Annotated in this window: 27 protein-coding genes; 15 read left to right on the forward strand and 12 right to left on the reverse strand. The window is 65.3% G+C overall.

Going from position 1 to position 23,547, the window contains the following annotated elements:
- Positions 1-30 precede the first annotated feature (30 nt).
- Together ACVMIH_RS04115 and ACVMIH_RS04120 are read right to left on the reverse strand one after the other, a co-directional pair.
- On the reverse strand, positions 31-435 hold the full coding sequence (locus ACVMIH_RS04115) for a cupin domain-containing protein (protein ID WP_057020046.1): 405 nt from the start codon (positions 433-435) through the stop codon (positions 31-33).
- Positions 436-531: 96 nt separating this feature from the next.
- Complete coding sequence (locus tag ACVMIH_RS04120; RefSeq protein WP_057019809.1) at positions 532-933, reverse strand: Ohr family peroxiredoxin; 402 nt, start codon at positions 931-933, stop codon at positions 532-534.
- 148 nt (positions 934-1,081) lie between these two features.
- On the opposite strand from ACVMIH_RS04120, the gene ACVMIH_RS04125 reads away from it, so the two are divergent.
- Positions 1,082-1,549 (forward strand): MarR family winged helix-turn-helix transcriptional regulator, encoded by a 468-nt coding sequence (locus tag ACVMIH_RS04125; RefSeq protein WP_456860825.1) that lies wholly within the window; start codon positions 1,082-1,084, stop codon positions 1,547-1,549.
- Positions 1,550-1,581: 32 nt separating this feature from the next.
- Here ACVMIH_RS04125 and ACVMIH_RS04130 read toward each other — a convergent pair whose 3' ends face one another.
- Together ACVMIH_RS04130 and ACVMIH_RS04135 are read right to left on the reverse strand one after the other, a co-directional pair.
- On the reverse strand, positions 1,582-2,922 hold the full coding sequence (locus tag ACVMIH_RS04130; protein ID WP_057019811.1) for an ATP-binding protein: 1,341 nt from the start codon (positions 2,920-2,922) through the stop codon (positions 1,582-1,584).
- The gene (locus tag ACVMIH_RS04135; protein ID WP_456860827.1) at positions 2,919-3,641 is read right to left on the reverse strand and encodes a response regulator; all 723 of its coding nucleotides are present in this window, start codon (positions 3,639-3,641) and stop codon (positions 2,919-2,921) included. Before ACVMIH_RS04135 ends, ACVMIH_RS04130 begins: the two co-directional genes overlap by 4 nt.
- 284 nt (positions 3,642-3,925) lie before the next feature.
- On the opposite strand from ACVMIH_RS04135, the gene bamA reads away from it, so the two are divergent.
- Together bamA and ACVMIH_RS04145 are read left to right on the forward strand one after the other, a co-directional pair.
- A complete protein-coding gene (gene bamA / locus ACVMIH_RS04140; protein WP_456860829.1) occupies positions 3,926-6,436 on the forward strand; it encodes an outer membrane protein assembly factor BamA in 2,511 nt (836 codons plus the stop codon).
- Positions 6,437-6,572: 136 nt separating this feature from the next.
- On the forward strand, positions 6,573-7,124 hold the full coding sequence (locus tag ACVMIH_RS04145) for a carboxymuconolactone decarboxylase family protein (RefSeq protein WP_057019813.1): 552 nt from the start codon (positions 6,573-6,575) through the stop codon (positions 7,122-7,124).
- A gap of 8 nt (positions 7,125-7,132) precedes the next feature.
- Here the strand turns inward: ACVMIH_RS04145 and ACVMIH_RS04150 are convergent, their stop codons facing one another.
- Positions 7,133-7,699: an AAA family ATPase gene (locus ACVMIH_RS04150; protein ID WP_057019814.1), complete on the reverse strand. Its 567-nt coding sequence runs from the start codon at positions 7,697-7,699 to the stop codon at positions 7,133-7,135.
- A 213-nt stretch (positions 7,700-7,912) separates the two neighbouring features.
- On the opposite strand from ACVMIH_RS04150, the gene ACVMIH_RS04155 reads away from it, so the two are divergent.
- The 3 genes from ACVMIH_RS04155 (at position 7,913) to ACVMIH_RS04165 (ending at position 10,921) form a co-directional block, all read left to right on the forward strand.
- Positions 7,913-9,079: an ABC transporter substrate-binding protein gene (locus ACVMIH_RS04155; protein ID WP_057019815.1), complete on the forward strand. Its 1,167-nt coding sequence runs from the start codon at positions 7,913-7,915 to the stop codon at positions 9,077-9,079.
- A 132-nt stretch (positions 9,080-9,211) separates the two neighbouring features.
- Complete coding sequence (locus ACVMIH_RS04160) at positions 9,212-10,429, forward strand: MFS transporter (protein WP_057019816.1); 1,218 nt, start codon at positions 9,212-9,214, stop codon at positions 10,427-10,429.
- A 120-nt stretch (positions 10,430-10,549) separates the two neighbouring features.
- Positions 10,550-10,921: a hypothetical protein gene (locus ACVMIH_RS04165; protein WP_245311731.1), complete on the forward strand. Its 372-nt coding sequence runs from the start codon at positions 10,550-10,552 to the stop codon at positions 10,919-10,921.
- Between the two features lie 12 nt (positions 10,922-10,933).
- On the opposite strand, the gene ACVMIH_RS04170 is transcribed toward ACVMIH_RS04165, so the two are convergent.
- Complete coding sequence (locus ACVMIH_RS04170; protein WP_057019817.1) at positions 10,934-11,581, reverse strand: Vgb family protein; 648 nt, start codon at positions 11,579-11,581, stop codon at positions 10,934-10,936.
- A 133-nt stretch (positions 11,582-11,714) separates the two neighbouring features.
- Positions 11,715-12,935, reverse strand: a complete 1,221-nt coding sequence (locus ACVMIH_RS04175) for a helix-turn-helix domain-containing protein (RefSeq protein ID WP_456827475.1) — start codon at positions 12,933-12,935, stop codon at positions 11,715-11,717.
- Between the two features lie 92 nt (positions 12,936-13,027).
- Here ACVMIH_RS04175 and ACVMIH_RS04180 point away from each other — a divergent pair, with 92 nt between their 5' ends.
- The gene (locus tag ACVMIH_RS04180) at positions 13,028-13,276 is read left to right on the forward strand and encodes a hypothetical protein (RefSeq protein ID WP_225159130.1); all 249 of its coding nucleotides are present in this window, start codon (positions 13,028-13,030) and stop codon (positions 13,274-13,276) included.
- A gap of 5 nt (positions 13,277-13,281) precedes the next feature.
- Here ACVMIH_RS04180 and ACVMIH_RS04185 read toward each other — a convergent pair whose 3' ends face one another.
- Positions 13,282-14,373 (reverse strand): adenylate/guanylate cyclase domain-containing protein, encoded by a 1,092-nt coding sequence (locus tag ACVMIH_RS04185; protein ID WP_057019818.1) that lies wholly within the window; start codon positions 14,371-14,373, stop codon positions 13,282-13,284.
- A 77-nt stretch (positions 14,374-14,450) separates the two neighbouring features.
- Here ACVMIH_RS04185 and ACVMIH_RS04190 point away from each other — a divergent pair, with 77 nt between their 5' ends.
- Positions 14,451-14,909: an SRPBCC family protein gene (locus ACVMIH_RS04190; RefSeq protein WP_057019819.1), complete on the forward strand. Its 459-nt coding sequence runs from the start codon at positions 14,451-14,453 to the stop codon at positions 14,907-14,909.
- Positions 14,910-14,916: 7 nt separating this feature from the next.
- Here ACVMIH_RS04190 and ACVMIH_RS04195 read toward each other — a convergent pair whose 3' ends face one another.
- Entirely contained in the window at positions 14,917-15,558 is a 642-nt protein-coding gene (locus tag ACVMIH_RS04195) for an HD domain-containing protein (RefSeq protein ID WP_057019820.1), read from the reverse strand.
- Between the two features lie 205 nt (positions 15,559-15,763).
- Between ACVMIH_RS04195 and ACVMIH_RS04200 the strand changes: the two genes are divergently transcribed.
- Together ACVMIH_RS04200 and ACVMIH_RS04205 are read left to right on the forward strand one after the other, a co-directional pair.
- Complete coding sequence (locus tag ACVMIH_RS04200; RefSeq protein ID WP_456827476.1) at positions 15,764-16,729, forward strand: GlxA family transcriptional regulator; 966 nt, start codon at positions 15,764-15,766, stop codon at positions 16,727-16,729.
- Positions 16,730-16,819: 90 nt separating this feature from the next.
- Positions 16,820-17,386 (forward strand): hypothetical protein, encoded by a 567-nt coding sequence (locus ACVMIH_RS04205; protein WP_057019822.1) that lies wholly within the window; start codon positions 16,820-16,822, stop codon positions 17,384-17,386.
- Between the two features lie 54 nt (positions 17,387-17,440).
- On the opposite strand, the gene ACVMIH_RS04210 is transcribed toward ACVMIH_RS04205, so the two are convergent.
- Positions 17,441-17,857 (reverse strand): DUF4145 domain-containing protein, encoded by a 417-nt coding sequence (locus ACVMIH_RS04210; RefSeq protein WP_456860830.1) that lies wholly within the window; start codon positions 17,855-17,857, stop codon positions 17,441-17,443.
- A gap of 157 nt (positions 17,858-18,014) precedes the next feature.
- The gene (locus tag ACVMIH_RS04215) at positions 18,015-18,368 is read right to left on the reverse strand and encodes an MmcQ/YjbR family DNA-binding protein (protein WP_057019824.1); all 354 of its coding nucleotides are present in this window, start codon (positions 18,366-18,368) and stop codon (positions 18,015-18,017) included.
- Between the two features lie 192 nt (positions 18,369-18,560).
- Here ACVMIH_RS04215 and ACVMIH_RS04220 point away from each other — a divergent pair, with 192 nt between their 5' ends.
- The 5 genes from ACVMIH_RS04220 to ACVMIH_RS04240 all read left to right on the forward strand — a co-directional run bounded on the left by ACVMIH_RS04220 (position 18,561) and on the right by ACVMIH_RS04240 (position 22,517).
- Positions 18,561-19,193 carry a PadR family transcriptional regulator gene (locus ACVMIH_RS04220; protein WP_225641185.1) on the forward strand — a complete coding sequence of 211 codons (633 nt, stop codon included), beginning with the start codon at positions 18,561-18,563 and terminating at the stop codon, positions 19,191-19,193.
- Positions 19,194-19,216: 23 nt separating this feature from the next.
- A complete protein-coding gene (locus tag ACVMIH_RS04225) occupies positions 19,217-19,861 on the forward strand; it encodes an O-methyltransferase (protein WP_456827479.1) in 645 nt (214 codons plus the stop codon).
- A gap of 123 nt (positions 19,862-19,984) precedes the next feature.
- Positions 19,985-20,680 carry a GNAT family N-acetyltransferase gene (locus ACVMIH_RS04230; RefSeq protein WP_057019827.1) on the forward strand — a complete coding sequence of 232 codons (696 nt, stop codon included), beginning with the start codon at positions 19,985-19,987 and terminating at the stop codon, positions 20,678-20,680.
- A 100-nt stretch (positions 20,681-20,780) separates the two neighbouring features.
- Entirely contained in the window at positions 20,781-21,656 is an 876-nt protein-coding gene (gene hchA / locus ACVMIH_RS04235; RefSeq protein ID WP_057020049.1) for a glyoxalase III HchA, read from the forward strand.
- Positions 21,657-21,812: 156 nt separating this feature from the next.
- On the forward strand, positions 21,813-22,517 hold the full coding sequence (locus ACVMIH_RS04240; RefSeq protein WP_057019828.1) for a PA1136 family autoinducer-binding transcriptional regulator: 705 nt from the start codon (positions 21,813-21,815) through the stop codon (positions 22,515-22,517).
- Between the two features lie 48 nt (positions 22,518-22,565).
- Here the strand turns inward: ACVMIH_RS04240 and ACVMIH_RS04245 are convergent, their stop codons facing one another.
- Positions 22,566-23,507 (reverse strand): LysR family transcriptional regulator, encoded by a 942-nt coding sequence (locus tag ACVMIH_RS04245; RefSeq protein WP_456827480.1) that lies wholly within the window; start codon positions 23,505-23,507, stop codon positions 22,566-22,568.
- Positions 23,508-23,547 lie beyond the last annotated feature (40 nt).

Consider the following 23,547-nt stretch of genomic DNA (forward strand, 5'->3'; position numbering starts at 1 on the left):
CCAGGCGCCGGGGCGGGCAGGCGGTACCGGTCACTTCACGAGGGTCAGCAGCGGCTTGTCCTTCTCGACGATGTAAGTCGCAAGCTCGCTGGCGGTGACGTCGCCGACATTCCTCGCCGCATGGACCGTGCCGGCGGGAATGAACAGCACGTCGCCGGCCTTCAGCCTCGCCGGCGGCCTGCCGTCGACGTCGTATTCGAGGGGGCCGGCGAGCACGTAGATGATTTCTTCGCCCGGATGCGTGTGGCGGCCGAAGGCCTTGCCCGGCGCGATGTCGACCCGCACCTGCACGGCTTCACGTCCGCCGACGCTGAGGTCGTGGCGCTGCAGGTCGGTTCGCGTGAAACCGGCCGGTTGCTGCGCCTGTGCGCTCGGTATGGTCAGGAGGCTTGCGGTGAACAAGGCCGTCCTTGCGAGCAGGCGCGTTGCCTTCATCAGCTTGCTGGTCATCTTGAACTCCAGTCTTCTGGACTTGCCCGACCGCGAGCCGGCAAGCGGCCGGCCCGCGTCGGAGATCGTCATGTGCTCGTTTCAGACGAGGGTGGTCGTGACATCGATGTTGCCGTGGACCGCCTTGGAGTAGGGGCAGATGCCGTGCGCGGCTTCGATCAGCTCCTGCGCGACCTCGCGCTCGACGCCGGGGACGTGGACGTTGAGGCGGGCGCTCAGGAAGAAGGCGCTGCCGGCCTGGTTCAGATCGATCTCGGCGTCGACCTCGGGCTCGCTCGCGAGCTTGACCTTGCGCTGACCGGCGGCGAGCTGGATCGCGCCGATGTAGCAGGCCGACCAGGCGGCCGCGAACAGGTTTTCCGCGGCGGGGTGCGGCTGCGGCAGCTTGACGTCGAGGAAGCCGTCGCGCGAGCGGGCGGCGCCGTTCGGGCCGGCGGTGACGTGGGTCTTTCCAGTGACGAGAACCTTTGCATTGGCGGTCATGGCGAGCTCCTTTGGGATGAATATAGATCGTGTCCGATCTAATCGTGTGCGCGTCGAAATAGGCTTCAAGCTTGATCGTGTCAAGCACTTCCGATTTAATCGGATACGATTTATATGGATCGCGACATCACAAACTCCGGAGACGCCCGTGACCCGCACCTCCAAGGCCGAGACCAAGGGCCGAAAACTCTCGAATTTTCTGTGCTTTGCGGTCTATTCGGCCAATCTGGCCTTCGGCCGCGCCTACAAGCCGATCCTGGATGCGGTCGGCCTGACCTACACCCAATACATCGCCATGGTGGCGCTGTCGGAGGCGGACGAGCAGACCGTCAGCGCGCTCGGCGAAAAGCTGTTTCTGGAATCCAACACGCTGACGCCGATCCTCAAGAAGCTGGAGCAGAGCGGCTATATCAGCCGCGTCAGAGATCCCGCCGATGAGCGGCAGGTTCGCGTGAACCTGACGGCGGCAGGCCGGCGCCTGCTCGACAAGGACATCAATGTGTCCCTGGTCGAAGCCACCGGGCTCGGAGACGAATTTCCCGTCGTGCAGAAGACCGTCGCGAGGCTGCGCGACAATCTGCTGCGCAACACACGCGCCGATCCGAGGAAGGGATGATCCTGCGGGCCAAACCCGATCCTGAATTTGCTCTAGCCAACGAGCTCAGGAACTGCGGGTCGCGACGCGCTCGTCCCACTTCGATCCGATCCAGGGTGCACGGGCCCCGGCAATTTGATGCGAACAAGAAGGCCGTGCCGCGTGTTGTCGTGCAGCGACAGCTGGCCGCCATGCCCGCACACCATGGCCTGCGCGATCGAAAGGCCAAGTCCGAAGCCGCTTGTCTCGTCCATGGTGCGGGCCTCGTCTCCGCGGACGAACGGCTTCAGCATTTCGGCCCGGCGGTGCTCTGGAATCCCCGGACCGTCGTCCGAGACATCGATGGTGGCCTGATCGGCTGACGCGGTCAGCTTGATCTCGACTTCGCTACCGAACCTCAGGGCGTTCTCCACCAGGTTGGTCACGGTGCGGCTGATCTCGCTCGGGCGGATCAGGAGCGAAGCCCTGTTCGGGCCCTGGTAGCGCACGACGTGACCGCAATCGGAGAATTGCTCGCAGATCGTCTGCAGCAGCGCAGCGACGTTCACAAGCGTCGGCTTCGCCGCGCTGCCGCCGCTCAGGAATGACAGCACGGATTCCAGCATCGCCTGCATCTGATCGAGGTCGTGCAGGGTCTCCGCGCGCTGGGCATCGTTTTCGATATATTCGGACCTGAGCCGCAACCGGGTGATCGGCGTGCGCAGGTCGTGACTGATGGCGGCGAGCATGCGCGTGCGGTCATTCATCAACGTGGTGATGCGTTCGCGCATGCGATTGAGCGCGACTGCTGCGGCGCGGATTTCCTCCGGGCCGGTCTCCGGCAGCGGCGCGGCCGCCTGGCTGATGCTGAAATTCTCGGCGGCGCGGGCGAACGCGGACAGCGGCGCGCTGAGCGCGCGGCCCGCCCACACGCCGAGCAGCGTGACGCTGACGAACAGGAACAGGAATGTGCTGACCCAGAATCCGCCGAAGAAGGGCGGCATTTTAGTCGGGCCGATCGTCGCTTCGAACAGGGCTCCGTCCGGCAACCGAGCCGCCGCCGGCGCGGTCTTCGAGGAAAACTCGTCGATATCGTCGACGCCGGGCGGCTCTGACGAAGCACCGTCAGACGAGCCCGGACCTGCGTCGCGCAATGTGAGGTGCAGGCGAGGAAAGGCTCGATCGGCCGCGCGCAACAGCGTTGCGCGATCGGCCGCAGGGGCCTCGGCCAGAAGCTTGGCAACCAGCTGGAACTGATGGATCGGCCTGTCCGCGAACGATCTCGGCTTCTGGCTGACGAAATAAAGCCCGATCAGCGCATGGATGAGCACCAGCGACAGCAGGATCAGCGCGGCGATCTGGCCACTGATCCGGTGGAAGCTGAAAAGCGCGGCAATCCTGCGGGTCCAGCTCATGCGTCCTCCACATGCGGTGTGAAGATGTAGCCGCCGGTGCGTACCGTCCGGATCACCGACGATCCTTCGCTCGTATCGAGCTTGCGGCGAAGCCGGCTGACCAAGACGTCGATGCTGCGCCCGAATGGACTGGCCGGCCGGCTGCGCGTCATGGTCAAGAGGCCATCGCGCGTGAGGATCCGGCCGGGTCGCTCGCAGAACGCCTGCAGCAGGTCGAACTCCGCGCTGGTCAACGGGACCTGGGCGCCGTCGGGATCGCGCAGTTCGCGCAGGCGAAGATCGATGGTCCAGTCCTGGAAGCGCAGGCGCGCGGCGCTTTGGCCCGAGCGCCCGGCAAGGCCGGCCTGGGCCTGGCGACGCAGCACCGCGTTGATCCGCGCCAGCAGCTCACGCGGATTGAACGGTTTGGCGAGATAATCATCCGCGCCCATCTCGAGCCCGAGGATCCGGTCGAGGTCCTCGCCTTTCGCCGTGAGCATGATGATCGGGATCGTCGAGTCGCCGCGCAGGCGGCGACACAGGGTCAATCCATTCTCTCCGGGCAGCATCAGATCGAGGATGACGAGATCGAGCGAATGCCCGGCGAGGTAACGATCCATTTCCCTGCCATTCGAGGCCGTGGCCACCAGGCAGGATTGGTCGCGCAGGTAGCGGGCAATCAGGTCTCTGGTCGGCAGATCGTCTTCGACGATCAGGATCTTCGGAGTGTTTGCAAGCATGATCCGCGACTGGGTCCTCATCATAACGTCATTGGCGCGCGTTCCAGCGCGCTCAGCCACCAATTGACCAGCATAGGCGTCGCTTGTGGGCGGCATTGCGCCTTTTCGTAAGCATAGTGTTTCTGAACTGTAAGCGTCGCTCGCAGCCCGAAACAATTCGCGATGCTGGCTGCGTCGCATCGCGCTCACAGTCCCAAACCACTGGAAATAATTCCGCAACCCTGCAGCCACACCGCAGCCATCACCATCCCGTCACAACGGGCTTGTTGTTCGCGAGGTGTGGAATGAAGACGTGGCGGGGCTTTGTCGCGGCGATCGTGCTGTCGGGCTTTTCGATCCCGGGGACGCCGGTGATATGGCCATTGTTGGCTCCGGTGGCGGCCCAATCGCTTGATGCGATCACGGTCGAAGGCAACCGGAGGGTAGAGGCGGAGACCATCCGCTCCTATTTCAGGCCGGGGCCCGGCGGCCATCTCGATCAAGCTGCCATCGACGACGCCCTCAAGGAGCTGGTCGGGACCGGGTTGTTCCAGGACGTCATGATCAATCAGGCGGGCGGCAGGATCGTCGTTTCCGTGATCGAGAATCCAGTGATCGACCGCGTCGCGTTCGAGGGCAACAAAAAGATCAAGGACGAGCAGCTCTCGGCCGAAATGCAGTCCAAGCCGCGGGGCACCCTGTCGCGGCCGATGGTGCAGTCCGATGCACTGCGGATCGCCGAGATCTATCGGCGCTCAGGCCGCTACGACGTGCACGTCACGCCGGAAATCATCGAGCGCTCGAACAATCGCGTCGATCTCGTCTTCACCGTCGACGAGGGAGCGAAGACCGGCATCAAGACCATCGCGTTCATTGGCAATAACAGTTTTTCGGCGGCGCGCCTGAAAGACGTGATCAAGACCCATGAGACAAACTTCCTGAGCTTTCTCGGCAATGCCGACATCTATGACCCGGATCGGGTCGAGGCCGACCGTGACCTGATCCGCCGTTTCTACCTGAAGCACGGTTACGCGGACGTCCAGGTCGTGGCTGCGCTCGCCGAGTATGATCCGGAGCGCAAGGGCTTTCAGGTGACGTTCAAGATCGATGAGGGGCAGCAGTACCGCGTTGCGACGGTCAGTTTCCGCTCGAACATTGCGGGCTTCGATCCGACGACGCTGCGTTCATTGTCGCGCGTCGGCGAAGGCTCGCTCTACAATGTCGAGGCGGTCGAGAAGTCGGTCGAGGACATGCAGATCGAAGCGTCACGCCGCGGTTATGCCTTCGCGGTGGTCCGTCCGGACGGCGCACGGAATTTCGAGGCCCACACGGTGGGGATCATGTTTCGCGTGGAGGAGGGGCCGCGCACCTATATCGAGCGGATCGACATTCGCGGCAACGGCCGCACCCGGGACTACGTGATCCGGCGCGAGTTCGATCTCTCAGAGGGCGATGCATATAACCGTGCGCTGGTCGATCGCGCCGAGCGGCGGCTGAAGAATCTCGACTATTTCAAGACGGTCAAGATCACCACCGAGCCCGGCTCGACAAGCGATCGCGTCGTTCTGATCGTCAACCTGGAGGAAAAGTCGACCGGCGACTTCTCCCTGTCGGGCGGTTATTCCACGACGGACGGCGCGCTTGCCGAGGTCAGTATCTCGGAGCGAAATCTGCTCGGCCGCGGCCTGTTCGCCAAGGCAACGGTCAGCTACGGCCAGTACTCGCGTGGCTTGTCGCTGTCCTTTGTCGAGCCGTATTTGCTCGACTATCGCGTCGCGCTCGGGCTCGATGCGTATTACAAGGAGCAATTGCCGACGGACTACACGACCTATGGCGTGAAGACGATCGGGTTCTCGCCGCGGCTCGGCCTGGCGCTACGCGAAGACCTGACCCTCCAGCTGCGATACTCGCTCTATCAGCAGGAAATCTCACTCGATAGCGCCTACGCGAACTGCAACAACAATCCGTCCAACCCGTTGCTCGCGTTCAATCCGACGCCTGCCTACATCCAGAGTGTGCTCGGCGGCGTCGATCCCACCAACTCGGTCTCGTCGGGGCTGTATGGATATGGCTGCTACGGCGACGGCGAATCCACCTTGCCGGTGCGCAAGGAGCTGGCCGCAGGGGCGACCTGGACCTCGCAGATCGGCTACACCCTGAGCTACAACACCGTCGACAACAACAAGAACCCGACCGATGGCCTGCTGATCGACTTCAAGCAGGACTTTGCCGGCGTCGGCGGCGACGTGACGTATCTGAAGAGCGCGGTCGACGCGAAATACTATACGCCGCTGGTGTCCGACCTGGTCGGACTGATCCACCTGCAGGGCGGCCTGCTCACCAAGGTCGGCGACAACGATCTGCGCATGCTGGATCATTTCCAGATGGGGCCGAATCTGGTGCGCGGCTTTGCCACCAACGGCATCGGCCCGCGCGACATCACCTATGCGAGCCTTGGCGCGGTCGGGGATGCGCTCGGCGGCACCAAATACTGGGGTGCGTCGATGGAGCTGCAGATGCCGTTCTGGTTCCTGCCCTCTGAGGTTGGGCTGAAGGGGGCTGTCTATGCGGACGCCGGCTCGCTGTGGGGTTATGAAGGCCCGACGTCGTGGGCCGCGACCGGCGAGGTGAATACGGCTGCTTGCAAATGCGGCCTCCAATACGACGACGGGAACGTGGTGCGAACCTCGGTCGGTGTCGGCCTGATCTGGGCCTCGCCGTTTGGCCCGCTGCGCTTCGATTACGCCGTGCCGCTCACGAAGGGTAAATACGACATCGTGCAGGAGTTCCGGTTCGGAGGCGGGGCGTCGTTCTGAGCCGACGGTTGCTCCGCTTGCCGGACCGCGCCGCGGGTTGCGACCAGCGTGACGCCTGCCATGCCGCCCTGCGGCTTGCGGTATCAGGCGAAGCGGGGCAGGCTGCATTGGTTCAATTTCCGATCCGAGGCAATCCATGTCACGCGTGTCAATCAAGACCAGGAACGACCTGCCGAGCGAGCTCAAGCCGCTGTGGGACAAGATGACCACCTATGGCGCGTTCGAGAACCAGGCCGGCGTCATGGCGCAGCGCCCGCCGATCTTCAAGCACATGTGGTCGCTGCTGGTCGATCTCGCCGACGAGGCGGTGGTCTCGAAGCGGCATCTCGAGCTCGCGCTGGTAACGGTGTCGCTGCTCAACAAGTGCGATTATTGCGTGTCGCACCATGCGCCGAAGCTCGCGATCCAGGGAGTTTCGGAAGCGGGCGCCGAACGGCTGCTCGACTATCAGGATCATCCCGAGCTCGATGCGCTCGACAAGCTCGTGGTCGAATATGCGATCGCCGTAACCAACAACTGGAACAAGACCCGCGACGAGATCTTCGCACGGCTGCGCGAACATTTCTCGGAAGCGCAGATCGTCGAGCTGACCTGGCGGATCGCGCTGTGCGGCGCCTTCAATCGCTTCAACGACATCTTGCAGCTCGACGTCGAGCAGGGCGTTCCGCAGCGCGAGGCCGCGGAGTGACGGCCTGATCAGGCCTCAGTCAGGATGCCGCCGCCGAGCGTCGCCAGCACGAAATCGGCGCGCGCGGACGGCGATACCTTCGGCAGGTGGATCACGTCGTAGCCGAGCGTTGGAAGCGTCTCCATCAGCCGCCGATACTCGGCCATTGCGGCCTCGAAGCCGTGCCGCCGCTCCGGATCGGTGAGGTAGATCTCGGGCCACGGCGGCGTCATGAACACGCATCTGTGGTAGCGATGGACGGAGCAGGTCGGGTGCAGCACCGGCTCGCCCGTCAATGCCTGCAGCGCCGACGCCGCGTCGACCAGGCCGCGATCGAAGAACACCCATCCGGAATGGGCTTTGGCCATCTCCATATCTTTCAGTGCGACGTCAATGGCGCGATGCAGGAATGCTGCCGCATCGACCCACGGCAGCGCCTTGCCGCCGGACGCGAGCTCATGGGCGATGATACGGCGGCCGGGCTCCTCGACGACCGGATAGCCGCGCGCACGCAGATCGGCCAGCAGCGTCGATTTTCCGGCGCCGGAGCAGCCGGAGATCAGGACGAAGCGGTTTTGCAAGAGGTATCCTTTCATCAATCGTCACACCGCATGAACGAGCACTCCGCGAACGCGGGTTGCCCGATAGGCTTGAAATCTTGGGGAAGAAGGCGCGCGGAAATTCTCGACGCGCGGAGTGAGCATAGCCTCGAATGTGACGCAAATGGGGGCGCGCTTGACGAATTCTTCAGTGCCGCGCCGATAACCTCGATCAAGCATGGTTGTATCAAGCTTGAAGGGACGACGTACATGGCATCACGCTCGATCATCTGCACGACGCTCGCGCTGCTAGTCTGCGCCGCGGTGCTGCAGCCTTCGTGCGCAGCGGAATCCGGCGAACCGATCCGCGTCGGCGCGGTGCTGCCGTTTTCCGGCGGGGTCGAGCTTTACGGCCAGCAGGCGAAACTCGGGCTCGATCTCGCCGCCAAGGATATCAACGCGGTGGGCGGCATTCTCGGCCGGCCGGTCGAGGTTATCTATGTCGACGACAAGACCCGGCCGGGTTCGGCCGCTGAGGCGATGCGCTCGCTGGTTGAGAAGCAGGGCGTGCTGGCGGTGGTCGGTCCGATCACCTCGCGCAACCTGAATGCGCTGGTGCCGCTTGCCGAGAGCTCGAAGACGCCGCTGCTCTATGCCACCAATTACGAGGGCGGCAAATGCAGCCGCTATCTGTTTTCGTTCGGCGCGGTGCCGAACCAGGAGCTCGGCCAGCTGCTGCCCTACATGACGCAAACCTTCGGCAACACGTACTTCCTGCTCGGCGCCGACCGGGTCTGGCCGCACCAGATGTTCGGCATCGCGCAGCCCTTGATCGAGAAGCTCGGCGGCAAGGTGGTCGCGACCAAATACACGCTGGGGACGGAGACCGACTTTTCACCGCTGATCAAGGAGGTCGCGGCGAGCAAGGCCAAGGTGCTGTTGTTCGCGCTGAAGGGCGACGGGATGGATTTCATCCGGCAGGCCGACGAGGCCGGATTGCTAAAGGACATCACCGTGGCATTCCTCGGACTGTCCGAGGTCGACCTCGGCATCTTCCGCGGGAAGGGCCAGAACATGGTCACAGTGGTGCCGGCGGTCGCGGCGAGCGAGGATCCGGCCGTCAAGGCGTTCGTGGCGAAGGCGCGCGCCGCCGCAGAGCCGGGTGTCGCGGTGTCGAACTATGTGATGACGCATTACAACACGCTGATCGCGCTGAAGGCGGCGGCCGAGAAGGCCGGCAAGCTCGACAAGGAGGCGATCATCGACGCGATGGCGGACCTCGCCATTCCGTCGCCGACCGGCCCTGTCACGCTCGGTCAGGACCATCAAGCGGCGATGAGCATGTTCATCGCCAGGACGCAGGGTTCGGAACTCGTGCAGGTGCGAGCGCTCGGCGAGATCGCACCGAAGCCGGGGTGCAGTCTGGCTGGCCGCTGACCAGAAGGAATATCTCGGTAGCCGCGCCAGACGCCACGCTCGCAAAAAAGTGAGCTGGCGGGCGCGCCAGCTGTCGGTTCCACTCCGGTCCGTTCGTCTTCCAGCCAGAACGAGCTGCATGGGAGTTCCGGAATGAGCAATTCGACCTATCGCTGGGTGATCGTCGCGGCTGGCGGCCTGCTCGGCTGTGTCGCGATCGGCGGCATGTTCTCGCTGCCGGTGTTCCTCCAGCCCATGGCGCGCGAGACCGGCTGGTCGGTGACCGGCATTTCCAGCGCGATGACGATCGGCTTTCTCGCGATGGCCTTCACCAGCATGATCTGGGGCACGCTGTCCGACCGCTTCGGGCCGCTTCCGGTGGTGCTGACCGGATCGGTCGTCCTGGCGGCCAGCCTCGCGCTGGCCAGCCAGGCGCCGTCGCTGCTGGCATTTCAGTTCGTGTTCGGCGCGCTGGTCGGCGCGGCCACGGCGGCGATCTTCGCCCCGATGATGGCCTGCGTCACCGGCTGGTTCGACACCCATCGAAGCCTCGCCGTCTCGCTGGTGTCGGCCGGCATGGGCATGGCGCCGATGACGATGTCGCCGCTTGCGGCCTGGCTGATCTCCCACCACGACTGGCGCACCGCGATGCTGATCGTCTCGGGCGTGGTCGGCGCGATCATGATCCCGGTCTCGTTCCTGGTGCGCCGCCCGCCGGCGCTGCAGGACGACCACGCTGAAGCGGTCTCCGAAAACGGCGAACCGCCGATGTCGCTGGCGCAGGCGCTTCGCTCGCCGCAATTCATCATCCTGATCGCGACCAATTTCTTCTGCTGCGCCACGCATTCGGGCCCGATCATCCATACCGTGAGTTACGCGGTCACCTGCGGCATTCCGATGGTTGCTGCGGTGACGATCTACAGCGTCGAAGGGCTCGCCGGGATGGGCGGCCGCATCGCCTTCGGCCTGCTCGGCGACCGCTTTGGCGCCAAGCGCGTGCTGGTGCTCGGATTGCTGGCGCAGGCGTTCGGCGCGCTCGGCTACGTCTTCGTGCGCGAGCTCGCCGCATTCTACGCGGTCGCCGCGATCTTCGGCTTCATCTATGCCGGCACCATGCCGCTGTATTCCGTGCTGATCCGCGAGAATTTTCCGCTGCGGATGATGGGTACGGTAATCGGCGGCACCGCCATGGCCGGCAGCCTCGGCATGGCGACCGGACCGCTCGCCGGTGGGCTGATCTACGACACCTTCGCGAGCTACACGTGGCTCTATGTCGGCTCCTGGGCGGTCGGCATCGGCGCGTTCCTGATCATGATGACCTTCCGCCCGATGCCGGCGGCGCGGCCCACGGCGGTGCCTGCGCCGGCATGAGGTTTTAACTCCGTCATGCAGCGCGCCGCTCGGACAGACGCATTGGTCTTGCCGAGCGGCGGGCAAAAGGGGCAACGTTGTGGTGTCCTTGCATCGGTCGGGCGTCTACGGCTGAATGCCATGACTGTTGGCACGACGTCAGGCGCACGAGAGCCCACTATGTACCGTGATCTCCAATGGTCCCCGGCCGAGAAGAAGATTGCGCGCAAGGCCTATGATTCGGCGGTGGAGTGCGCACTCGCCAAGGTGATGGTCGAATTCAAGAGCAGGGCCGTTGCGGCAGCGACGCCGTCGGAGATGTGGGAAGTTGGCGAGTATCTGCACCAGCGAAGGAGGGAGCTCGATGAGATGTTCGACTATCGATACTCGCAGCTCCCGCTTGTCTTCGCACGGCTCATCCGAGAACAGCATCTCGACGAGGCGCTGCTCGCGGGTTTGTCGGACGAGAAGCGCCAGGTGATCCGCTCTATTCTTTCACTGGCCGAAAGGTGATCGCAAATCGCTTCACGTGCGGCTGCGCTTCGGTCGCCGGATGGCACGCACCTTGTTGTTGGCGGAGCCGCTTCCGCAGAAGAAGCGGTCGGCGCCGTCGGACTCGAGGCCAGAGACGAACACGCCCTGCGGCATCTCCAGCTTTTCCATGACTTCGCCGGTCTGCGGGTCGATGCGCCGCACGTCGCTTTCATCGCCTTCCCAGGTGCCGTGCCAGAGTTCGCCATCGACCCAGGAGACGCCGGTGACGAACCGGTTGCTTTCGATGGTGCGCAGAACCTTGCCGGTTTCCGGATCGATCTGAACGATGGTGCGGTCGCGATACTGGCCGACCCACAGCGAGCCCTCCGCCCAGGCGAGGCCCGAGTCGCGGCCGCCGCCGGGTGAGGGGATGGTGGATATCACGCGCCCGCTGTTCGGCTCGATCTTCAGAATGCGGTCCTCGGCGATCTGATAGAGGTGCTTGCCGTCGAAGGCGGTGCCGGCATGAGCCGCGATCTCGAGGGTGCGGGTGGTGTTGCCGCTGTCGGGATCGAAGGCGACCAGGCGATCGCCGGCCGCGAACCAGACCTGCTCGCCGTCGAAGCTGACGCCGCCGACGTTCTCCACGCCGTCGAAGGGACCGTATTCCCGGATGATCTCGGCCGTGGCCTTTTTCATGTGCGCTCCTGTCGCCTGGAGCTTCAATTCTGATTGAATCAGAATCGAGGCTCCAGAATCCTGCTTTGACGCGTTTTCTTCACGCGAACCGGTATCCGCTTCGCTCGAAAACGCTTCCGATTGCGCCCCGATGCTAGCCGTTCGGCAGCGGGGCAGGGAGTAACAACGTCGTCGTGAATCCCGGCACCGGCGGCGTCATCCAGCGCCGGGCGCGGGCGCGGCCGACCGATTGCACCTTGCCGGTGGCGGCCAGCGCGTCGAGCGCACGCTGCACGGTGCGCTGGCTCGCCCCTAGTGCGACCGACAGCGCCGAGCTCGACCAGGCCTCGCCGTCGGCGAGAAAAGCCAGCACCGCGGCATGCTCCTCCTCGACCGGCAGCGCCAGCACGGTCACCTCGCGCCGGCCATGCGGCTGGAGCACAAAGCCGTCAGGCGTGGCGCTGAGATCGGCCAGCGGCCGCAGCGCCCGGCGCAGCCGTCCGATCTCGACCCGCAGCCGCGCCCGGTGTGATTCATCGGCGTGCTTGCCGCGAAACGCCCGCGCGATCAGCGTGCCGCGCGACACGTCCTGCGGCCACGCTTCGCCCAGCGCGCGGGCAAGCGCGAACAGCACCGGCCGCCGGGTCAGCGAGACCGTCGTGCCGATATCGCGCACGACGTAGCGGCAGGCATCGACGACGAGCGTCTTCGACGCCATCAGGGCTTCGACCTCCTCGAGCAGGAGGGGCCGCTCGCTACCGCGCGCGATCAGGCGCGCCGCGGGCGTGGCGAGCAGGCGCGCGGTACTCTCGACCTCGGCCGCGAGCTCGGCGATGCCGGCGCGGCGCGCGGCTTCCCTTGCGAGGGCCAACGCTTCGCGTGCCGGCTTGGTCTGCAGCCGCCGCATCGCGATTCCGGCGACGACCAGTTCATGGCCGACCCGCAGCGCCGGCGGGAACGGTGCCGGGTCGAGGCCAGCAAGCATGCGCTCGGCCGCATCGAGGCTCCCGATCAGCATCAGGCGGCGGATTTCGAGATAGCCGGCGTGGGCGGCGTTGAGTGCATCGCCTCGTGCCGCGAGCGTTGCGCGTGCCGCGGCGAGGCTCTTGCCGGGGAAGGAAAGGTCGCGCGACACCAGCGCGATCTCGGCCTCCGCGACCACGCAACGTGCCCGCGCGACCGCTTCGCGCGGGCCGAAGGCGCGGCCTGCGCGCCGCAGCAGCTCCTTGGCGCGGGCGAAATCGCCGAGCCGGGCCATCGCGATGCCGCGCAGCGCCAGCGCCGGCGCATCGTCGCGCAGGGCCACCCGTTTCAGTGCGCCGAGGGGATCACCCGCCGCGAGCGCGCGCGCCGCAGCTATGATCAGCGAGTCCATTCGAATCCCGACACACTTGTCACTCTCACCCTCCGAGGCCCGGTCCTAACCTAGCACATGACGACATGGATCATCTCCAGAGAGATCGAACGATGACCGGTTTCGAAACACGAGAAGATTGGGTGAGGGGGCGGCTCAGCGGACGCGGGCCCATCGTGGCGCGCTTTCTGTCGCTGGCGGCGGCGCCGACCTTCGCCGTGATGGCGCTGATTGCCGCGATGGCGCCGGCCGACATGATCTGCGGCGCGATGCAGGGACCGCTGTCATTGCAGGGCATGGTCCCGATGTACGCGCTGATGAGCGCATTTCATCTGGCGCCATGGCTGCGCCTGTTCAGATGACCGGCTCAAGTCTCCGGCAAAGTGAAGACCGCGCATGGCCGCGCAATGCCGCGCAATTCATGACTGCCGAGCGCGACCAGCGGCGTCTCGGTCTCGGCGGCGAGGGCGCCCGAAACCAGCACGGTCTGCTCGAGCGGCTTGCAGAGCCCTTCGAGCCGGCTCACCAGATTGACCGCGGCGCCGATCGCGGTGAAGTCGAGGCGGTCGGCGGCGCCGATATTGCCCCAGTGCACCTCGCCAAGATGCAGCGCCGCGCCGAATGGCAACGGCGGCAAGCCCTGCTTGCGTCGCTCTGCATCGAGATGCGCCATGCCGACGCGCGCCGCCGACACCGCGCGCAATGCCGCCTCGGATGCGCTGCGCGCGCTGGTCGTGACCGGAAAGATTGCAAGCAGGCCGTCGCCGATGAATTTCAACACCTCGCCGCCGAAGGCGTGGATGGCGCCCGCGATGCGGTCGAACCAGGCATCGAGCGCCGCGATCACCTCGGCAGGCGGATGGCTTTCCGACAGCGCGGTGAAGCCGCGGAGGTCGGCAAACAGCAGTGCTGCCCGGATGGTTTCGCCGGTATTGCGCCGCAATGGCGATGCCAGCACGCGCGCCGCGCTGCGCCGGCCGAGATACGCCTCCAGCGCCACCGTCAGTGTCGCGCGCGCCGCGAGCGCGGCGAGCGGCGCGGCCATGAACCGCGCCGCCTCGCGCAATTGATCCGCCTCGGCAGGTGTGAAGGCGCGTGTCCCGATCCAGCCGAGGGTCGGGCCATCCGGCCGCGTTCCAATCGTGCCCTCGTGGATCGGGCCGGGCGCGAGAGTTCCGAGCCAGCGCCGGCCGGCGTCGCCGGATCCCACCATATCGGGCATCGCAAAAGGTTGTTCCGGCGCGAATCCGAGCGCTTCGATGACCTCGCCATTGTCGGCACGCCACAGCCAGGTTCGTCTTGCAATCAGGGGGTGCGGAACCTCGAGCGTCAGAGCGCCGCCGGCAAGCGGCAGGCCATCCGTGATAAGGTGGCTACCGAGGTCCGCCAACAACCGGTTGGCGCCCGCGGTTTCGGCGGCGGCGTCGACCAGCCAGCTCAACGTCGAGGACAATTGCATCACACCATCATGGGGTTGACGCACCACCCTTGTCACGAATTATCCCTGAGCGCCGACTGTCAATGGAGCATGGATCTATGACTGAAGCCTTCATCGTTCAACGCGAGATCCAGATCGCAGCCCCGGCTGCAACCGTGTTCGCCTTCCTGACCGATCCGCAAAAGATCGTAAGCTGGATGGGGCTGGAAGCCGCGACCGAGACGCATCCCGGGGGCCTCTACTTCCTCAAGGGGCTCGGCAGTGATCGCAGCCGCGCCGCGCGCGGAGCGTTCCGCGAGGTCGTGCCGGTGCATCGTCTCGCCTACAGCTTCGGCTGGGAGGGCAGCGAGGAAGTGCCGCCGGGATCGAGCCTGATCGAGATCGACCTGATGGAGCAGGACAACGGCACGCTGCTCCGCATGACCCATAGCGGCCTGCCGAACGCCGCGCAGTGCGAGAGCCACGACAAGGGTTGGGCGCATTACATGGGCCGGCTCTCCCACGCGGCCGCCGGTCGGGATCCCGGCCCCGACCACGGTCCTGCCAACCGCCATTGACGTCGCGTCATGTCGGCCATTTCGAGCCGAGGATGATCGAGCAGAAGTTCGTCCTGGTATAGTTCATGTCCTTCAGCGCCAGCACGTCGGCCTTGACGTTGCCGAAGGTCGTCAGCGGCTTCCTGATGGTGCCGGCGGCGAAATGATCGATGATGTTCTCCTTGAAATTCGCCTCGCGCGGATGGTGCGCGCAGACATGGTCGCGGTGCTCGTGCGAGAAATCGTCGTAGGCGATGCCGAGCACGTCCATCTCGACGCCGGCGGTGACCAGCGCAATGGTCGGACGCATATGCTCGGGGACGCCAGGCGTGGTGTGCAGGGCGATTGAGGTCCAGACATCCTCGATGTCGCGCTCCGGAACGCCATAGCCCTTGAGGAAGTCGCGTGCAGCGTTGGCGCCGTCGACCTCGAAGCGCAGATCGGGGCTCGCGTGAGCAGCGGTGAGGCCCATGTCGTGGAACATGGCGCCGATATAGAGCAGTTCGGGATCGAATTTCAGCTTGCGGCGGTTGCCGGTCAGCGCGCCCCAGAAGAACACGCGGCGGCTGTGATTGTAGAGCAGGGCGTCCTCGGTATCCCATACCAGCTGGGTGGCGGCGCGGGCCATCGCGCTGTCGGGTACGCGGATGCCGGCGATGATCTCGGTCATTTCAAGACGCTCCTCGATGTGGCAAGACGATGCCGTGGCGTGCGAACACGCGAGCCCGGCGCTTGTCTCTGCGGTGTGTGCGGATCGCCGGATGGCGCGATCCGTGGGGTGCTTGTCGCCCGTTTTGGCCCGATCCCGCAACGATCGCGCGCCGCCGGATCGGGCCAACCAGACGTCGTTTCGCGCCAGCGGGCAGGGAGAAGGCATGGCGGTTCAGAGAGTCGCGATCGCGATTCACGAAGGGGTGCAGGCGCTCGATGTCGCGGGTCCCGTCGATGTGTTCGCGGAGACGAACGGCTTTGTGCCGGCCGGCGATGGCTATGAGACCGTGCTGGTCGGTGCCGGCTGCGAACCGCTGCGCGCATCGAACGGCATGAAGATATCGGCCGATCTCAGCTTCGCCGAGGCACAGGAGAAGTTCGATATCCTGCTCGTGGCGGGCGGGCCGGCATTGCCCGACGCCGCGCCGGATCCCGAACTGACACAGTGGCTGCGTGGGGCGCCCGCGCGCGCCGAGCTCTATGGTTCGATTTGCACCGGCGCCTTCGCGCTCGGCCATGCCGGGCTGCTCGACGGCCACAAGGTGACGACGCATTGGCAGAACGCGCAGCGGCTGGCGGCGCGCTTTCCGGCAGCCGAGGTGATCTTCGACCGCATCTACATTCGCGATGGGCATCTGATGACCTCGGCCGGCGTGACCGCGGGGATCGATCTCGGGCTCGCGCTGGTCGCCGAGCGGCACGGGCCGCAGGTTGCGGTCGCGGTGGCCAAGCGGCTGGTCGTGGTGGCGCAGCGCCAGGGCGGGCAGTCGCAATTCAGTCCCTATCTCACCGCGCCGGTCGATGAGGATTCGCCGATTGCGCGCGCGCAGGCGCATGTCATGCAGCAGGTCGGCGAGCGCCACACGCTGCAGTCGCTGGCGGAAGTCGTCGGCATGAGCGTGCGCAATTTCGGCCGCGCCTTTGCGCAGGAAACCGGCATCACGCCGCACGAATTCGTCGAGCGGGCGCGGGTCGACGCCGCGCGCCGGCTGCTCGAGAGCTCAGACCGGCCGCTGAAGGCGGTTGCGTTCGACTGCGGCTTCGGTTCGGCCGACCGGATGCGGATCGTGTTCAGCGAGCGGCTCGGTGTGTCCCCGGCGCAGTACCGCGCGAGTTTTCGCAAACTGTGATGCGGTTCATCAACCGGAGGCTGTATCGGGGATAGGATCGACGTCGCCGACGCCGGATCCTGCCACACATCTTCTCCCGAGAGGCCGCCCATGGACGCGCTCACGCTCTTCATCATCCGTCATGCCGAGAAGCCGGGCGATTCCTGGCCGGGACCCGGTTTCACCGCGGATGGCGTCTCCGACACCGAGTCGCTTGTGCTCCGTGGGTGGGAGCGTGCGGGCGCGTGGACCGCGTTGTTCGGCACCGATCTCACCGGCGGTGACTATGCCAAGCCCGATGCAATCTATGCCGCGACACCGGGCACCACGGCCAATCAGCCGCCGTCGAGCCGTCCGGCCGAGACGATCTCGGCGCTTGCCGCACGGCGCGGCCTGACCCCGAACGAAAGCTTTGGCAAGGGCGATGAGCCGAGGCTGGTGCCTGCGGTGCTGGCGCTGAAGGGCGTCGTGCTGCTGTGCTGGGAGCACAAGGCGATCATCTCCGATATCCTTCCGCTGATCCCGGTCAGCAAGGGCATCCCGCCGACCAAATGGGAGGGCAGCCGGTTCGACGTCGTGCTGCGCTTCGACCGCGCCAAGGGCGACGACAAGTTCGCCTTCAAGGAGCTGTTCCCGAAATTGCTGTCGGGCGATTCCGACAAGCCGCTGGGTGGTTGAGCCGCGTCGCGGCTGCGCAAGGGGGCGAGGCGCGATCGGGCGGGAAACGTCCCTTCATTTTCCTTTCGTCGCCCGTATCCGCCTGGCCAAGGATTCGATCCTTAAACCGTTGCCGGGGCTGAATAATATGTCGAGCTGATGCTCATAAATCTCAAACGCGGAGAGGACTACGTCGCGACGGACACCGCTTCCATGGCTCCCAACATTGCCAACTTCGCGGAGAGCATGAAAAACCTCTGATTGAAGTTTGTCAGCGCCTTGGATCGACTCAATTCTTTTGGCCAGCGTCGGACTCTGAGGTAGGCCCAACGAGTCGAGCAGTCGTTCAAGGCTCACTCTGATCTTGTTTGCGCATGATGAAAGATCAACCCAAAAGAGGGCGAAGGCCGCATCGAGTTCGACGACAACTGGGCGGGGAGTGGCAGGAGGAACGGAGACTACACGCTGTCCCAATTGCTGGAGTGCGATCAATAGTATAGTGTTCTTGTTTTGTTCTGTCTATGAGAATATTGCGCCGAGCCGCTGGGTGCAGATCGGGAGCGCTGGAAATAGAGGAAGCTTGCTCAACCCGGACGGGCGCAGCCCGCGCGGGTGGCCGACATTACTTTCTCAGCGAGGCTCGAAGTGCTCAGTCGAGCCCGAGCGCCTTGCGCGACTTCCGCGTGAGCTTTCCGGCGATGAGCGCATGCGCCTGGTCGAGATAGGCCTTGAGCTCAGCGTCGGGCAGGGAGTCGTTCGCCATCAACTGCACCCATTTGGCGCGCGCCAGATACGGCGCCGGCCGCGCCAGGCCCTGCTCGATCAGAAGGTGATAGGCCATGTTCGAGGTCTTGAACATGAAGCCGCCGGTGCTCTCGATGTAGCCGCCGGCCAGCGCGAACATCTTGCCGCCGACCTTGAACACCGACGTGCCTTCCCATTGCACCACCTTGGTGGCGGCGGGCAGGCGCAGGCAATGGGCTTCGAAGGTCTTGGGGCGCATGAGTCGCGGGGCTGGAAGGCGTTCAAAGCCATAGGCCAGCCGCATGAAGGTCGGCAAGCCCCGGACTGAGAGCCCGGCCAGTCCTCGGCCAGCAGTCGTCGCCGTCCATTTCGGAAATTTCACGAAAATGTGGTTGTTGTCCCTCCATCTGTAGATATATCGTAAGATATGTTTTCAGTAAGGAATGCACGAATGAGACGATCGATGTTTCGCGACCGGGACGATGACGGCTTCCGGTTTGGGTTCTTCGCCATGGGCCGGCATGGCAGGGGCGGTCACCGCTTTGGCCGCGGCGGCCATGGCTTCTTCGGGCGGGGTGGCGGCGGTGATTTTCCGGGATCGCGGCGGCTTTCGTCGCAGGATCTGCAACTGGTCATCCTGGCGCTGCTCGGCGAGCAGCCGGCGCACGGCTACGAGCTGATCAAGAGGATCGAGGAGCGGTCGGACGGCTTCTACAGCCCGAGCCCGGGCGTGATCTATCCGGCGCTGACGTTCCTCGAGGAGATCGGCCATGCCAGCGTCACCCAGGACGCGGCGCGCAAGCTCTACAGCATCACCGAGCAGGGCAGGGCGTATCTCGGCGAGAACCGCACGACCGCGGATACCATTCTCGAGGCGCTGTCGCGGATCGGCCGCCGCATGGAGGAGGTGCGCGAAGCCTTCGCCGGTGTGAGCGATCTCGACGGCGAAGCCTCCGACGAGGTGCACCGCGCCCGTCACGCGCTGAAGAGCGCGCTGCGCCAGAAGCGCGGCTGCGATGCCGCGGAGGCGCGGCGGATCGCAAAGATCCTCGACCGCGCGGCCGCTGAGATCCTGCAGCAATGACGCAGTCGCAAAGGAGCCCCTTCATGTACAACGCCGAACCGCACAGCGCGATCCGCGATGCCCGCGTCACGGCCGTCATCGAGCGCCTGCAGGCCACCCGCCGGGCGCCCGTGCGCGGCAATCCGACGCAGAGCGGCAGCCGCGACCCGCACGACTATGCCGAGCAGGGATTCTCGATCCACCCGGAGCAGGGCGAGCTGATCTATCTGTTGTGCCGCGGCTTGCGCGCCCAGCGCGTCGCCGAGTTCGCGACCTCGGTCGGAATGTCGACGCTCTATTTCGCCGCCGCGATGCGCGACAATGGCGGCGGCACCGTGATCGGGTCGGAGATCGTGCCGGCCAAGGTCACAGCGGCGAAGCGCAATCTTGCGGAGGCCGGCCTTGCCGACTACGCCGACATCCGCGAGGGCGATGCGCGCAAGACGCTGCGCGATCTCGGTGGTCCCGTTGACTTCATCCTGATCGACGGCTGGCCGGGCGACAAGGGGCCGACGCTGGCGCGCCAGGTGGTCGAGATCGTCGCGCCGCAACTGCGCGTCGGCGGCTACGTCATGAACGACAATGCCGAGGCGGATTTCCTGGAGTTCGTGCGCGATCCCGACAACGGCTTCGTGTCGATCACGCTGCCGCTCAAAGGTGGCACCGAGCTCCGCCTGAAGGTGGCCTGACCCGGCGGACGGCATCACTTGATCGACGGCTGTCGGGATTGTGAGCCGCAACCGCACCATGCCATGCTGGATTTTGCCGGCGCTTCTTGCTCTGTTCGAGGAAAATCAGGAGCGAAGCGCCGCATGTCCGAAGTCCCGCCCAATCATCCGCTCGATCGCCCAATCTGGAGCGCGCTGACCACGAGACAACGCGAGCTGGCGGAAGGCGGCACCGATGCGCGGCGCTTCCCGCTCGCGATCGCACCCTTCGCCGACATGGTCGACATGTCGCCAAGGAGCTTTGCCGCGCTCGGTGCACTGCTGTCGGGACCTGACATCGCGGTGCTGTTCACGCCCGATCCTGTCCCGGTGCCGCCGCAGTTCAAGGTGCTGCTGGCCGAGACCGGCGAGCAGATGATCGGCGTGCCCGCGGACCATTCTGCGCCCGGCGTCGAGATCGTCACGCTCGGCGCTACCGATGTTCCTGCGATGATGGCGTTGACGGAGCTGACAAAGCCCGGCCCGTTCAGCGTGCGGACGCATGAGCTCGGCAGCTTTCTCGGCATCCGCATCAATGGCGAACTGGTCGCGATGACCGGCGAACGGATGAAGCCGGGGAACTACACCGAGATGACAGCCGTCTGCGTGCATCCGGAGCATCGCGGCCGTGGCTACGCGCAGGCGCTGCTGTCGGCGGTCGCCCGCCAGATCGTGGCGCGTGGCGAAATTCCATTCCTGCACGTCTTCACCAGCAACGTCTCGGCGATCGCGCTCTATCGCCGCCAGGGCATGGAGATCCGCCGCCGCCTGCACATCACGGTGTTGCAGAAACAGGGATAGGGATGCCCGGGAAAGTGGGTTGAGGGAAATCCCTCATTCCTCATCGCGGATCTCGTGCTTACCTTTGCCGGATCGCAACACGATGAGAGAGGATATCTCGATGTCCGAGCAATCCCAGGACAAGCGTCCCGTACCCGATCCGGCGGAGAACAATGCTTTCTTTCCGTCGCCTTACTCGCTTGGGCAATTCACCTCGGCCAAGTCGGATCTCTCCGGCGCTGACTATCCCAACGCCTACAGAGGCGGCCGCTGGAAAATTCTGATGATCGCCGCGGACGAGCGCTATCTGCTGTTGCAGAACGGCACGATGTTCTCGACCGGCAACCATCCCGTCGAGACCTTGTTGCCGATGTATCACCTCGACAAGGCGGGCTTCGAATTCGATATCGCGACCGTGTCGGGCAATCCGGTCAAATTCGAGCTCTGGGCGTTTCCGAAGGAGGATGACGCGGTCAAGAGCATCTACCAGAAATATCTCGCCAGGCTGAAGCAGCCGCTGAAGCTCTCCGACGTGATCGAAAAAAAACTCGGCAAGGATTCCGATTACATCGCGGTGTTCATTCCCGGCGGCCATGGTGCGCTGATCGGCTTGCCCGAAAGCACCGACGTGAAGGCCGCCCTGAAATGGGCGCTCGACAACGACAAGCACATCATCTCGCTTTGCCATGGCCCGGCGGCGCTGCTGGCGTCCGCGGTCGGCGAAGCCAAGGGCGACTATCCCTTCAAGGGCTACAAGATCTGCGCATTTCCCGACGCCATCGATCGGACCACGCCCGATATCGGCTACATGCCGGGCGCGCTGACCTGGGCGTTCGGCGAACAGTTGCAGGCGCTCGGGGTTGAGATCCTGAACAAGGACATCACCGGCAAGACCCATCAGGATCGCAAGCTGATCACCGGTGACAGCCCCTTCGCCGCCAATAATGTCGGCAAGGCAGCCGCAAGGGCTCTGCTCGATACGCTCGGCGGGCACTGAGCGGGCGGCGGCTCAACCTGCGGGCGGGGTGAACCGCGCCCCGCCGCCGGTGGCGGGCCAATGTCGCGCGCCTTGCAGGCCGACCTCGCTTGAGGGAAAATCCTCAACGCGCTCGGCCGCGCGCGACCGGCCTTCCGCACGACACGATGGCACCGCATGGACCGCTACATCGAAGCCGTGGTTGCGATCGAGGGCAGCGAGAGCTTGCCCGCGATCCAGGCGGCGGTGCGGTCCGCGAGCGTGCCGCTCGGCTACGACCGGTTCGTGATGTTCTCGGCGTCGCCGGCACGTGAGGACCTGGTTGACCGGATCTACTGGGTCGAAGGCGACTGGTTCGGCAAAGGCGTGACCGTCGATGCCGAGACCTATGTCCGGCATTGTCCGGTGACGCGCAATTTCCTCAATGTGGACCAGGCGTTTTTCTGGACCAAGGTGATGTCGGCGCGCGGCGAGAAGTACCGCGTGGTGCGCACGCCGCGCGGGCCCGGTTTCCATGGGCTGCAGGTTCCGGTGTTCGGGCGCACCGGCCTCGAAGGCGCGATGAGCTTCGCCGGAACGCGGATCGATGCGTCGCCGCGAACGCGTGCGGCGCTGACGATGGTCGGCGCGGCGGCCTTCCGCGCCGCCCGCGGGCTGATGGAAGCGCACGAGCCGAACGGTGCGTCGAGCCTGTCGCCGCGGGAGCGCGAGGTGTTGCGCTGGATTTCGGCGGGACGACGCCAGGCCGACATCGCGGCATCGCTCGGCCTTTCCGAACGCACGGTCGAGAACCATGTGCGGCGTGCGCGGCTTCGGCTCGGCGTCGCCACGACAGCGCAGGCCATCCGGCTTGCGATCCGCAGCGGCGAGATCGAGGATTGAGGCGCTTGCGGACGGCCGCCACAGGGCCGGGCGAGCGATCGCCGCGGCTCAGTGTTTCTTCGCCGTCTTCGCCCTGATCTTCGGCGCATGCGTGCCCGCAGCGATCCGCGTCAATGCATCGGCAAATGCACGTGCCGCAGGTCCCAGCGGTTCATCGAGCCGGTGGGCGAGATAGGCCTCCATCGCGAGCGCGGCGTTGCGGCCGAGCGCGCCGGTTTCGACCCGCACCAGGCGGCGCTCCTTCAGGTCGCGCGCCACCTGCCAGAGCGGCAGCCGGCCCCAGCCGAGCCCGGCCAGGATCATGGCGTGCTTGGTGTCCTGATTGCTCACCCGGCAGATCTGCGGCGAGAGCACGCCGAAGCTGCGGCCCTCCGACAGCGGGGTCGGATCCGACAGCACGATCTGCAGATGATCGGCGAGATCAGCCACGCTCTTGCGGCCGCGGCGGCCGAGTGGATGGCCGGCGGAGGCGACGGCGACGATCTGCACCGCGCAGATCGCATCGAGCGCGAGGCGGGGATCGCGAAAATCCTCGCCGACCGTAACCGCGAGCGCGCTGCGCCGTTCGGTCAAGCCAGCGATCGGACCGCCCATCGGTTCGACCGCGAGCCGCACGCTGACGGACGGATAGGCCGCCCGCATTTCCGTCAGCGCCGCGCCGACGGCGGTGATCGGAAACAGCGTATCGACGACGAGCGAGAGTTCCGATTCCACCCCGTCGCCCAGGCCACGCGCCCGCGCCCGCATCGCGTCGACACGGAGCAGCAGGTCGCGCGCGTTGCCCAGCAGTGCCTTGCCCTCGGCCGTCAGCGCCGGGCGATGGCTGGAGCGGTCGAACAGCGTCAGCCCGAGTTCGGCCTCGAGGTTGGCGATGGCATGGCTGACCGCGGATTGCACCCGCGCCAGTTTGGTCGCGGCGGCGCGAAAGCTGCCGCTCTCGGCGATGGCGACAAAGGTGCGGATCTGATCGAGCGTGAGGTTGTCGAGCATGATCTATGAAATCGATCAATCGAATGCAAAACATATCACT

It is taken from the genome of Bradyrhizobium sp. USDA 4503 (assembly GCF_054055815.1).